Source organism: Paractinoplanes toevensis, from assembly GCF_018332695.1.
In the GTDB taxonomy this organism is placed as follows: Bacteria; Actinomycetota; Actinomycetes; order Mycobacteriales; family Micromonosporaceae; genus Actinoplanes; species Actinoplanes toevensis.
In genome coordinates this window covers 85,898-97,830 of the sequence record NZ_BOQN01000003.1, presented here as the reverse complement: position 1 = coordinate 97,830, position 11,933 = coordinate 85,898, and the positions used below count along the sequence as shown (strand labels likewise).

Genomic DNA, 11,933 nt, shown 5'->3' with positions numbered 1-11,933 from the left:
AAGCCAACAGGCGCTCCAAACCGCTCACCGCAACCACGCCCGGACGGGCTGTTATTAGTTTTTATGGCATTTCGTCCGCACTGAAGCACCCCTGAGCGCGCGACAGGCGAGCATCTTGGCTCGGACGCAACGGGGCAAGCCAACAAAGCCGTACCAAAACGACCCACCGCACCACGACGGTCCTGAGCAGAGCCGCCCGGCCCCGGCTCGGGGTAAGGGTGCAAGCTAACAAAGCGGACCAAACGACCCGCCGCAACCACGACGGGCTGAGCAGAGCCGGCAGGCCCCGGCTCGGAGGCACGGGGCAACGGGGCAACGGGGCAACGGGGCAACGGGGCAACGGGGCAAGCTAAGCGCATCGCCCGCGCCCAGCCCAGGTTCACGTCTACGGCCGCAAGAGGCGCGGAATGTTCGCTTAGCCCACCACAAAGCCGGGCCGGCGCAACCAAGCCGCCCGGCGAAACCAGAAGCGCGGCAGCAGTGCCCACCGAGGGCGAGGCGATCGCTCAGCCGGAGCCAGCGGGCGACCAAGATCCTGCCCGCCGCGGAAATACCAGGCAAGGTTGTGGGCCGGGAGTGGCCATGCAGGGCATAGATGCTTTACCGCCCAGCATGGTCACTCCCGGCCCACAACCGTCCCAGCGCAAGAAGAACGGAAGGCTCAACGCCCAGAGGCAGCATCGGAAAGACCAGGCAAGGGAAGACCAGGAGCAACAGAAACCCCAGGAATCTCGCCACGAGCAACCGCCCCCGGAGCCGAGGCCCGATCAATCCCAGCAGCTGCATAGGCATCGGACTCGTCGAGAGTCTCGGCCGCGAGAAGCCGCTGCGCCAGCCCGTCGAGCTGAGCCCGGTGGGACCGCAGCAACGACAGGGCCTCGGCATAACAGGACTCGACGATCTTACGGACCTCGGCGTCGATCAGCTCCTTGGTCGCCGGCGCCACCCCGTCGAGCCCGAGCGGCGACTCCTGCCCCGGCGGCGGCAGAACCGTGACCGGCCCGATCGCGTCGGACATGCCCCACCGCCCGACCATCTGGCGCGCGATGTTGCTGACCTGGTCGAGGTCGGACTCGGCACCGGTGGTCATGTCGCCGTAGACGACCTCTTCGGCGGCCCGCCCGCCGAGCGCCCCGATGATCCGCCCGCGGAGGTACTTCGCCGAGTATCCGTACCGGTCGGTGGACGGGCTCTGGAAGGTCACGCCGAGGGCCTGGCCGCGCGGGATGATCGAGATCTTCCGGACCGGGTCGGCGCCCGGGGTGAGCATGCCGAGCAGTGCGTGCCCCGACTCGTGGAACGCGGTGCGCTCCTTCTCGTCGGGGTTGAGCATGATGCCGCGGACCGTGCCCAGCATGATCTTTTCGAGGGCGTCGGTGAAGTCGGGGGTCAGCACCTGGTCGTGGCCGCGCCGGGCGGCGAGCAGGGCGGCCTCGTTGACCAGGTTTTTCAGGTCGGCGCCGACCATGCCGGGGGTCGAGGAGGCGAGGGCGTCGAGGTCGACGCCCTCGGCGACGGGGACGCCGCGGGTGTGCACGGCGAGGATGGCCCGGCGGCCGGACAGGTCGGGTGGGCTGACGGTGACCCGGCGGTCGAAGCGGCCGGGGCGCAGCAGCGCCGAGTCGAGGATCTCGGCGCGGTTGGTGGCGGCGAGCACGACGACGCCCTCGCTGCCGGTGAAGCCGTCCATCTCGGTGAGGATCTGGTTGAGTGTCTGCTCGCGCTCGTCGTTGCCGCCGAGCGACTGGGAGCCGCCGCGGGCGCGGCCGATGGCGTCGAGCTCGTCGATGAAGATGATCGACGGGGCGACCTTTTTCGCCTGGTCGAACAGGTCACGGACCCGGGAGGCGCCGACGCCCACGATCATCTCGATGAACTCGGAGGCGGAGATCGAGAAGAACGGCACCTGGGCCTCGCCGGCGACCGCGCGGGCCAGCAGCGTCTTGCCGGTGCCGGGCGGGCCGGACAGCAGCACGCCGTGCGGGATCTGGGCGCCGAGCTTGCGGTATTTCTCGGGCTCGCGCAGGAAGTCGACGATCTCGGTGACCTCCTGCTCGACCTCCTCGATGCCGGCCACGTCGGCGAAGGTGGTGCGCGGCCCGGACTCGGGTTGGTAGAGCTTGGCCCGGGACCGGCCGAAGCCGCCGAGGCCACCGCCCCCGCCGAGCCCGGCCGCGGCCCGGCGACTGAACCAGACCAGCAGGCCGACGAGCAGCAGGGTGGGACCGAAGCCGACCAGGATCTGCTGCCAGACGGGCGCGGACTTGTCGGGCGAGTTGGCGTTGACCGGGACGTTGGTGGCCTGCAGCTTGGCGAACAGATCGTCGTCGGCGAACGAGGGCCGCTGGGTGGTGAAGCGGTCGACCTCTTCGGCCTTGGTCTCGCCGGACGGCGTGTAGGACGCCTTCTTGGTGAACTCGCCCTCGATGGTGTCGCCGGTGGAGGTGATCTCCTTGACGTTGGCCGACTGCACCTGGGTCAGGAAGAACGTGTAGGACACCGGGGTGCGCTCGGGCGGCGACAGCAGGAACGACGAGATGATCCAGTTGATCGCCAGCAGCACCACCAGCATCCAGCCGAAACGCATCCACGCGGGCCGCGGCTTCTTCGGGCCCTCGGGGTCGGTGGAGGGTGGCGCTCCCTCGACCCGCCACGGGTGGCGGGTGGGCTGTTTCGGCGCATCGGCGGGCATGAGCAAAAGGTACCGCTGGTGTGTGACAGGAAGATGTGAGCGTAAGCAAGATCTCCGGGCGCCCCACCACCGTTGGGGGCACCCGGAGATCCGACCAGGGTTGTCGCTACTTCACGACGGTGCAGGTCTTCAGACCCTCGGCGTTCAGGTCCGGCTTGGCGGCGTTGCGGCCGATCGCGGTCTCGATCCGGTTGATCGTCGAGTTCCGCTTGTCGGCCAGCGGGCCGAGGATGGCGTTCTGCACGAAGGCGGCGCCGCCCTGCCCGACCGAGGTCTCGAGGCGCTTCTGCGACTCGGCGATCTGGGTGTTGAGCAGGTCGAGGTTGCGCTGCACCTCGGCCGCGGCCTGGACCGGGATCGCCACGTTGACGTTCACGGCCGGGCAGCTGATCTTGCCGGCCGAGGCGGCGACCGCCGCGGCGTCCTGGACCTGGACCCCGGTGCCCTGCGCCGCACCGGCGCTGCTGCTGACGGTGCAGGTCTTGAGGCCTTCGGCGTTCAGGTTCGGCTTGGTGGACTGGCGGCCGATCGCGGTTTCGATCCGGTTGATCGTGGCGAACCGCTTGTCGGCCAGCGGGCCGAGGATGGCGTTCTGCACGAACGCGGCGCCACCCTGGCCGACCGAGGTCTCGAGCCGCTTCTGCGCTTCGGCGATCTGGGTGTTGAGCAGTTCGAGGTTGCGCTGCACCTCGGCGGAGGCCGACGCGGGCACGGCGACGTTCACGTTGACCTGCGGGCAGCTGATGTTGCCGACGCCGCCGGCCGCGGCGGAGCCGCCGCCCGCGGAAGCGGCCGAGGTGGCCACCGCGGTGGGCTGCGCGGCGGACGTGCCGCCGTTCTGGTTCAGCGTGCAGGTCTTCAGGCCTTCGGCGTTGAGATCGGGCTTGGCCGCGTTGCGGCCGATCGCCGTCTCCATCCGGTTGATCGTGGCGAACCGCTTGTCGGCCAGCGGGCCGAGGATCGCGTTCTGGATGAAGGCGGGGCCGCCCTGGCCGACCGTATTCTTGAGCCGGGTGTTGGCCTCGTTGATCTGGGTGTTGAGCAGTTGGAGATTGCTCTGCACCTCGGCCTGCGCCTGAGCCGGCACCGCGACGCCGATCTTGACGGCGGGGCAGTTGACCGTCGGGACGGCCTCGGCGGCGGAGGCGACGCCGAGACCGACGCCCACGATGGCGACCGCAACCCCGGCCACGGCACCGATCTGCCAGCGGCGCGCGTTACTGGTGGGTTTCTTGTACGACCGGGACCTGTACATTGGATCCTGCGCCTTCCCGTAAGCCTGACCAATTCGCTTCGGCTGGCAATACGGGAGCGCTCCCACGAGCGGATCAACACTTAACGAAGTTTTTATCTGCGCAGGTTGTTACCGGTTTATTTGACATCCCCCAGGATGGCGTCCAGCCAGGGGTTTCGGAATGTCCCGGCCGGGTCGTAACGGCGTACGAGATCTTGAAAATCGCCGAACCGCTCGTAATCCGCGGCCAGCACCCACGGCGGGGTGGTGAAGACCTTGCCCCAGTGCGGGCGCGGGTGCAGCGGCGCCAGCCGCTCCTCGACCGCCGCGACCACCGGCAGCACCGCGTCGGTGTCGGCGATCCAGGTGAAGTGCAGCGCCACGCTGTTCCGGTGGTAGTTCGGGCTCAGCCACAGCTCGTCGGCCGCGATCGCGCGGATCTCACAGACCTGCAGCACCGAGGCGACGAGCGAGCGGATCGAGGCCACCGCGTCGATCGCGGCCAGGGCGTCGCCGGCCGCGACGTGCCACTCCGACTGCAGTTCGGCGCCGGCGCTCGGGGTGAACTCCATCCGGAAGTGCGGCAGGCGGGTGTGCCACGGGCCCGGCTCGCCGGACTGGTCGGTGCTGTTGGCCGGGGGCATGCCCGGGACGGGGTGCCGCGGCCCGTCCGCCCGGCGCGCGCCGAACCAGTCCCCGGAGAGCTCAGAGGCCCGCTTGAGCCAGCCCATGTTGGCGTCCAGGCCGGTCCAGTCGGTGAACAGGCTGACGCTGTAACCGTCGGCGAGCATCTCGGCCAGGTGGCTCTCGATCGACGCGCGCGGAACCGTGTCGTACACGTATTGGCGCAGTTCGAAGGCCTCGACCACGTCGAGGGTCAGTGCCGTGACGATGCCCGGCGCGCCCAGCCCGACGACCACGCCGAGGAAGTCGGGGTCGTCCCGGGTCAGGGTCACCGGCCGGCCGGTGCCGTCGATCAGCTCGACCGAGGAGACGGCGGTGGCCAGGTTGGCGTTGCGCGCCCCGGAGCCGTGCGTGGCGGTGGCGACCGCGCCGGCCACCGAGATGTGCGGCAGCGACGCCATGTTGTGCAGGGCCAGGCCCTCCTCGTACAGCCGGACGGCGAGATCGCCGTAGCGGATGCCGCCGTCGACCCGGACCGACCGGCGGTCCGGCGAGATCTCCACGATCCGCGGCAGATCGGCCAGCGAAATCAGGTCGCCGTCGGTGTCGGCCATCCGGTTGAACGAGTGCCCGCTGCCCAGAACGCGCAGTGGTCCGCCCGCCGCGACCAGATCCTGGATCTGTTCGGCGCTTTCCGGTCGGTGCAACCGCTTCGCACCGAAGACGATGTTGCCGGCCCAGTTCGTTACGCGCTCGCTCATCGCCCCAGCTTATGACCCCGGGAAAAGATCTTGAATAGCCCGCGGAACAACCGATGTTGCCCCGCGAGGTGATCTGACTTGAGGTATCGACTCCCGGCCGCAACCGCAGCGGTCATCGCCGCAGCTTCGCTCGGTGTATCCGCAGCCGCCGCCACGCCGGTCTTCGCAGCCACGAAGACCCCGACCGAACTGATCGTCGGCCTGCGCTCCGCGTCGACGGTGGCCACCACCGTACGCAAGCTCGACGCCGACCCGGACGTCACGGTGCTGTCCAGCGACGCATCGGCCGAGCTGAGCGCCGTGACCGTCGCGGTGCCCGCCGCGGACCGGGCGGACGCGGTGGCCACGCTCAAGGCCGACCCGAACGTCGCGTACGTGGAGACGAACGCGGTCGCCAAGGCCGACGCCGTCACGCCCGACGACACCCTCTTCAGCCGGCAGTGGGGTCTGACCACCGCCAAGGCCCCGGCGGCCTGGGATGTCACCACCGGCGACAGCGTCGTGGTGGCCGTGGTCGACACCGGGGTCAACGAGGTCAGTGAGATCGCCGGCCGGGTGCTGCCCGGCTACGACTTCGTCAACGACGACAGCGGCCCGAGCGACGACGCCGGGCACGGCACGGCGGTGGCCACCGTGGCCGCGGCCGCCGCCAACAACGGCTCCGGCATGGTCGGCGTCTGCTGGGAATGCCGGATCCTCCCGGTCAAGGTGCTGGGCGCGGACGGCACCGGCACGTACGACAACATCGCGAAGGGCATCATGTACGCCGCCGACAACGGCGCCGACGTGATCAACCTGTCGCTCGGCGGCGCGGAGAGCAGCCAGCTGCTCGACTCGGCCGTCCAGTACGCCTACGCGCACAACGTCGTCGTGGTGGCCTCGGCCGGCAACGACGGCAAGGTCACCCGCACCTACCCGGCCGCCAGCATCCCGGCGATCGCGGTCGCCGGCTCGACCCAGACCGACACCAAGTACTCCTGGACCAACTACAACAGCCCGGCCGACCCGTGGGTCGATCTGGCCGCGCCGGGCAGCAACATCGCCCAGGCCGCCGGCGGTGGCAACTTCACCATGTTCGAGGGCACCAGCTCGTCCGCCCCGCTCGTCGCGGGCGCCGCCGCCCTGGTGCTGTCGGCCGAGCCGGACGCCACCGCCGACCAGGTTCGCGACGCGCTGGAGAACTCCGCCGACGGCGTCGGCACCTGGGTCGCCCGGGGCCGCCTCGACATCGCCGGCGCCGTGCAGCGGATCAGCGCGACCCCGGACCTCGCCATCTCGGACATCACCGTGTCGCCGGCCTCCCCGGCCCGCGGCAAGATCCTGGTGACCCCGACGGTCGCCTCGGCGGCCGGCCCGGTCAAGTCGGTGCGGATGGTCGTGACCCCGCCGAACGGCCGGACGGTCGCGTTCAGCGCCGCCAAGGCACCGTGGTCGATGAGCTACAACAGTGCCGGGGTCACCGGCGCGGTGGGCATCGCGATCACCGCCACCGACACGGCCGGCAACACCACCACCGCCACGACCGTGCTCAACGTGGACAACACCGCCCCGTCGGCGGCCGCCACCATCCCGTCGTTCGTCACCGGCACCACCGCGATCGCCCTGGACAACCCGGCGGACGACCTCGCCCAGATGGACGTGTACGTCAAGAACGTCAAGGTCGGCTCGGTGACCTCGGCGCCGTGGACGTACGACTGGGACACCTCCGGGCTGTCCGGCACGATGGCGGTCAAGGTCGTCGTCACCGACCTGGCCGGCAACACCGCCGGCACCACGAAGAACGTCGGCGTCGACAACGCCGGGCCGAAGCTGACCTGGAGCAGCCCGACCGTCGTGGCCAAGACGGCGCTGCGCGGCACCGTCGACATCAAGGCCGCCGCGACGGACACGGCCGGGGTCGCTTCGGTCGAGGTGCTCGACGCGGAAGGCAACGTGCTCGGCACGGACACCACCACGCCGTACGTGATCCCGGTCGACGGCAGCGCGTTCAACGGCAGCAGCACGCTGACCCTGCGCGGCACCGACAAGCTCGGGCAGATCACCACGATCGACCGGACCCTGGTGTTCGACAACACCGCCCCGGTCGTCGGCGACGTCACCGCGAGCGCGGTGCGCGGTGCCATCACCATCACCCCGGACGTCACCGACGAGACCGGCCTGAAGACCGTGAAGATGGCGCTGACCCTGCCGAGCGGCAAGGTCGTCACCGTCAGCGGCGCCGCGACCGCGCCGTACGCGGCCAGGTGGACCAGCACCGGCATCACCGGTGACGTGTCGGCGGCGGTCACCGCCACCGACTACGCCGGCAACGCCACCACGACGACCAGCACGTTCCGGGTCGACAACACGGCTCCGTCGGCGGTCTGGACGCTGCCGACGGCGTACGTCAAGGGCACCGTCGCCATCGCGCTGACCAACCCGGCGGACGACATCGCGACGATGGACCTGCTGGTCAAGGGCAAGCCGGTCGCCCAGATCACCTCGGCACCGTGGTCGATCGACTGGGACACCACCGGCCTGGCCGGCGCCTACGCGGTGGCGGTCCGGACGACCGACACGGCCGGCAACACGCTGACCGTCAGCAAGACGGTCAACGTGGACTACGCCGGCCCGAGGGTGACGGTGTCCACCATCAAGTTCGCCGCCTCGGCCGGCACCCAGATCAAGGTGGCGGTCACCGACCCGGCCGGCGTCGAGTCGCTCGAACTGCTCGACGCCACCGGTCAGAGCCTGGCGACCAGCACGACCAGCCCGTACACACTGGCCGTCGACACGTCGGCGATGAGCAAGGGCGCGGTCACCTGGACGCTGAAGGCGACCGACAAGCTCGGCAACGTCAGCACCACGACGAAGGCGTTCACGATTTCCTGAAGTGCTTCTCCACATATTGGTTGACCTGGGACAGGTTGGAGCGGGCCGATTCTTCGGCCCGCTCTTCCCATGCGAAGACACAGACGGTGGCGATGCCGTCGAACCCGATCTCGGCCAGTGTCGCGAAGAAGAGGTCCCAGTCGACCTCGCCCTGCCCGATGTCGAGGTGCTGATGGACCCGCGCGGTCGAGCCGGGCGGGTTGACGATGTAGCGGAGCCCGGACGACCCGCGATGGTCGAACGAGTCGGCCAGGTGCAGCTGGGTCAGCAGCGGGCCGGCGTGCCGCATCACCGCGGCCAGATCACCGCCCTGGTGGAAGGTGTGCGGCGCGCAGTAGAGGAACGACACGTTCGGCGAGTTGATGCCGCGGACCAGGTTGACACCGGCGATGCCGTCCTCGACGAAGTCGTCCGGGTGCGGTTCGAGCACCAGCCGTACGCCCTCCCGCTCGAAGATCGGCAACAGCTCGTCGAGAGACCGCCAGAACTGCGCCTCGCTCTCGCCGGGCTGCGACGGGCGGCCGTTGAACTCGGAGTTCATCACGTCGACACCGAGGTCCACGGTGATCTCGATGGCCCGTTTCCAGTACCGCACGGCCGCCTGCCGGGCGTCCTCGTCCGGCCCCGACCAGCGGTAGAGGGGCAGCACGGAGGAGACGGCGACGCCGGCCGCGGCCAGGGCCCGCTTGAACGCGGCCACCCCGGCGTCGTCTATCCGGGGGTGCAGGAAGAACGGCAGGAAGTCGTCCCGCGGCGACATCTCGATGTACTGGTAGCCGAGGTCGGCCACCACACCGGGCAGGGAGAGCAGCGGCACTCTGCGCAGCATGTAGGGGTCGAGCGCGATCTTCACGCCACCACCTCCGCCGAGGAGTAGAGCTTCGGCTGCTCGACCAGGGTGACCTCGACCCGTTCGCCGGTGCGCAGCGCTGCCACGCCCGCGTCGGAGACGACCGCGGCGGCATAGCCGTCCCAGGCGGTGGGGCCGAGTGGCCGGCCGCCGAGGGCGAGGGCGTGCACCCATTCCTGGAGCTCCACGTCGTACGCCTGCAGGAAGCGTTCCCGCCAGTCCGCCGGAACCGGCGTGATCACCTGTTTCGCGGTCCGGATCTCCAGCGGGGAGAGCGAGCCCAGCGCCGCGGTGCCGTCCTCCCCCACGATCTCGCCGCGGATGTCGTACCCGTAGCGGATGTTGACCGAGAGCTCGACGTCGACGATCACCCCGCTGGCCATCTCCAGGATCAGCAGGAGCGGGTCCTGAAGCTCGCCGCCGTTACGACTGCGGCGAGGGACGAGGACCCGGGCCGCCGCGATCTCTTCGCCGAACATCCAGCGCGCCATGTCGATCTCGTGCACCGCCGTGTCGGTGATCGCCATCTCCTTCTGGTAGAACGACGGCACACTGGCGTTGCGGTGGGCGCAGTGCATCATCAGCGGCGAGCCGATCTCCCCCGACTCGAGGGTCAGCTTGAGCTGCCGGTAGGCGAAGTCGAACCGCCGCATGTAGCCGACCTGCACCAGCCGGCTGCCGTACGCCACCTCGGCCTCGACGATACGCAGGCAGGCCTCCTGGGTGGTGGCCAGGGGCTTCTCGCAGAACACCGGCTTGCCGGCGGCGATCGCGGCCAGCACGTACTGCTCGTGGGTGGGCCCCCACGAGCAGACCAGCACCGCGTCGACCTGCGGGTCGGCGACGACGTCCTCGCCGGTGGCGTGCACGGTGGCCCCGATCCGGCCGCCGACGTCGGCGGCGACCGCCGAGTCGACGTCGCTGACCGCGGTCACGGCCACCCCGGACAGCACGGTGGTCATCCGCCGGATGTGGTCCTGACCGATCATGCCGGTGCCGATCACACCAACCTTGAGCATGGAGACCCCCTATTTCCGGCCGAGTTCGTGGGACAGCTCGGCCAACTCGTCGCCGCCGGCCATCTGCGTGGTCAGCTCGTCGAGGCTGACCTCCTTGCGGGTCTTGTCGAGGGTGGTCTCGCCGAGCTTCAGGATCACGAAGTGGTCCCCGACCATGTAGGCGTGGTGCGGGTTGTGGGTGATGAAGACGACCCCGAGGCCGGCCGAGCGAGCCGCGGCGACGTACTTGAGCACGACCCCGGACTGCTTGACGCCGAGCGCGGCGGTCGGCTCGTCGAGGATCAGCACCCGGGCGCCGAAGTAGACGGCGCGGGCGATCGCGACGCACTGCCGCTGACCGCCGGAGAGCGTACCGATGGGTTGGTTGATGTCCTTGACGACGATGCCCATCTTGCGCAGCTCGGTGTCGGCGATCTCGCGCATCTGCTTGACCTTGAGCCCGGCGAGGGGGAACTTCCCGGCGGTCAGCTCGGAGCCGAGGAAGAAGTTGCGCCAGACCTCCATCAGCCCGACGACGGCGAGGTCCTGGTAGACGGTGGCGATGCCGTGCGCGAGGGATTCGCGCGGGCTGCTGAAGGTCACCGGTTTGCCGTCGACCCGCAGGGTGCCCTCGTTGTGCGGGTGCAGTCCCGACATGATCTTGATGAGGGTCGACTTGCCGGCGCCGTTGTCGCCGAGCACGCAGGTGACCTCGCCCGCGTTGACCCGCAGGTTGATGTCGCGCAACGCCCGGATCGCGCCGTACGACTTGCCGACGGAGTCCATCTCGATGAGCGGCTCCCCGCGGTGCAGGCCCTGATCCGCGTGCGAGGCAAGGGTGTCGGTCATGGCTCAGCCCACCTTCCGCATCGTGGACATCCGCTTCACATACAAATTCACGAGTACGGCGAGCAGCAGCATGACGCCGAGGAACGCCTTGAACCAGTTCGGGTCCCAGCCGGCGTAGATGATGCCGAGGCTGGTCATACCGAAGATGAACGCGCCGATCGCGACGCCGATCGAGTTGCCGTAGCCACCGGTCAGCAGGGTGCCGCCGACGACCGCGGCGATGATGTAGAGGAACTCGTTGCCGACACCGCCGCCGGCCTGCAGCGTGTTGAACCGGTAGAGCTGGTGCATGCCGACGAACCAGCCGAGGAACGACACCGTCATGAAAAGCCCGATTTTGGTACGGAGGACGGGCACACCGACGGCCCGGGCGCTGTCCGGGTTGCCGCCCACCGCGAAGATCCAGTTGCCGGCCCGGGTGCGTTGCAGGACCCAGGTGGCGAGGGCCACGAACAGGATCCACCAGATCACCGAGGTCCAGATCGTCACCGAGCCGACCTTGAAGCTGGACGAGAAGACCTTCCCCAGCGAGTCGTACCCATCGATGTTGCTGACGTCGAGGCTGGAGACGGTCTTGGTGACGAGCTTGGTGACGCCCAGGTTGGCGCCCTGCAGCACGAAGAACGTGCCCAGCGTGATCAGGAAGCTGGGGATGCCGGTGCGCATCACCAGATAGCCGTTCAGGAAACCGATCAGCAGGCAGAACGCGAGCGACAGGAACGCGCCGACCCACAGGTTGACGCCGAAATACCAGCAGAACATCGAGTTGAACAGGCCGGCCGTGTAGACGATGACGCCGGCCGACAGATCGAACTCGCCACCGATCATCAGCAGGCCGACGCCGCAGGCCACGATGCCGATGACCGACGACTGGTAGAGCACGGTGAAGAAGGACTCGGCCGACCGGAACGACGGCGCGAGCGACAGGAAGAAGATGAAGATGATGACGGCGGCCACCAGGGCGCCGATCTCGGGACGGGCCAGAAGGCGGTTGGAGAGGCCCAGCTTGACTCGGCCGGCCGCCGGTGCGGGCGCTTCAACAGTCGATGTCATG

The 11,933-nt window shown here is 69.2% G+C and carries 8 protein-coding genes; 1 reads left to right on the top strand and 7 read right to left on the bottom strand.

The window, feature by feature from the left end; genetic code table 11:
- Nucleotides 1-661: 661 nt before the first annotated feature.
- The 3 genes from ftsH to Ato02nite_RS01505 form a co-directional block, all read right to left on the bottom strand.
- Entirely contained in the window at nucleotides 662-2,692 is a 2,031-nt protein-coding gene (gene ftsH / locus Ato02nite_RS01515) for an ATP-dependent zinc metalloprotease FtsH (RefSeq protein ID WP_246605961.1), read from the bottom strand.
- A 106-nt stretch (nucleotides 2,693-2,798) separates the two neighbouring features.
- Nucleotides 2,799-3,947, bottom strand: a complete 1,149-nt coding sequence (locus tag Ato02nite_RS01510; protein WP_213004489.1) for a hypothetical protein — start codon at nucleotides 3,945-3,947, stop codon at nucleotides 2,799-2,801.
- A 116-nt stretch (nucleotides 3,948-4,063) separates the two neighbouring features.
- Complete coding sequence (locus tag Ato02nite_RS01505) at nucleotides 4,064-5,311, bottom strand: FAD-binding protein (RefSeq protein WP_213004488.1); 1,248 nt, start codon at nucleotides 5,309-5,311, stop codon at nucleotides 4,064-4,066.
- 78 nt (nucleotides 5,312-5,389) lie between these two features.
- Between Ato02nite_RS01505 and Ato02nite_RS01500 the strand changes: the two genes are divergently transcribed.
- Complete coding sequence (locus tag Ato02nite_RS01500; RefSeq protein ID WP_213004487.1) at nucleotides 5,390-8,182, top strand: S8 family serine peptidase; 2,793 nt, start codon at nucleotides 5,390-5,392, stop codon at nucleotides 8,180-8,182.
- On the opposite strand, the gene Ato02nite_RS01495 is transcribed toward Ato02nite_RS01500, so the two are convergent.
- The 4 genes from Ato02nite_RS01495 to Ato02nite_RS01480 are packed head-to-tail and all read right to left on the bottom strand — an operon-like array spanning nucleotide 8,169 to nucleotide 11,932.
- On the bottom strand, nucleotides 8,169-9,035 hold the full coding sequence (locus Ato02nite_RS01495) for a sugar phosphate isomerase/epimerase family protein (RefSeq protein WP_213004486.1): 867 nt from the start codon (nucleotides 9,033-9,035) through the stop codon (nucleotides 8,169-8,171). The genes Ato02nite_RS01500 and Ato02nite_RS01495 overlap by 14 nt on opposite strands.
- Nucleotides 9,032-10,051, bottom strand: coding sequence for a Gfo/Idh/MocA family protein (locus Ato02nite_RS01490; protein WP_213004485.1), 1,020 nt, complete (start codon nucleotides 10,049-10,051; stop codon nucleotides 9,032-9,034). The genes Ato02nite_RS01495 and Ato02nite_RS01490 overlap by 4 nt, the downstream gene beginning before the upstream one ends.
- Nucleotides 10,052-10,060: 9 nt before the next feature.
- Entirely contained in the window at nucleotides 10,061-10,879 is an 819-nt protein-coding gene (locus Ato02nite_RS01485; protein WP_213004484.1) for an ATP-binding cassette domain-containing protein, read from the bottom strand.
- A 3-nt stretch (nucleotides 10,880-10,882) separates the two neighbouring features.
- Nucleotides 10,883-11,932 (bottom strand): ABC transporter permease, encoded by a 1,050-nt coding sequence (locus Ato02nite_RS01480; RefSeq protein ID WP_213004483.1) that lies wholly within the window; start codon nucleotides 11,930-11,932, stop codon nucleotides 10,883-10,885.
- Between the last annotated feature and the right edge of the window lies 1 nt (nucleotide 11,933).

What these genes read in the sequence shown, in the direction of transcription:
- Ato02nite_RS01480 (WP_213004483.1), bottom strand. Translation starts at nt 11,932, where the DNA reads ATGACATCGACTGTTGAAGCGCCCGCACCGGCGGCCGGCCGAGTCAAG.
- Ato02nite_RS01510 (WP_213004489.1), bottom strand. Translation starts at nt 3,947, where the DNA reads ATGTACAGGTCCCGGTCGTACAAGAAACCCACCAGTAACGCGCGCCGC.
- Ato02nite_RS01485 (WP_213004484.1), bottom strand. Translation starts at nt 10,879, where the DNA reads ATGACCGACACCCTTGCCTCGCACGCGGATCAGGGCCTGCACCGCGGG.
- ftsH (WP_246605961.1), bottom strand. Translation starts at nt 2,692, where the DNA reads ATGCCCGCCGATGCGCCGAAACAGCCCACCCGCCACCCGTGGCGGGTC.
- Ato02nite_RS01505 (WP_213004488.1), bottom strand. Translation starts at nt 5,311, where the DNA reads ATGAGCGAGCGCGTAACGAACTGGGCCGGCAACATCGTCTTCGGTGCG.
- Ato02nite_RS01490 (WP_213004485.1), bottom strand. Translation starts at nt 10,051, where the DNA reads ATGCTCAAGGTTGGTGTGATCGGCACCGGCATGATCGGTCAGGACCAC.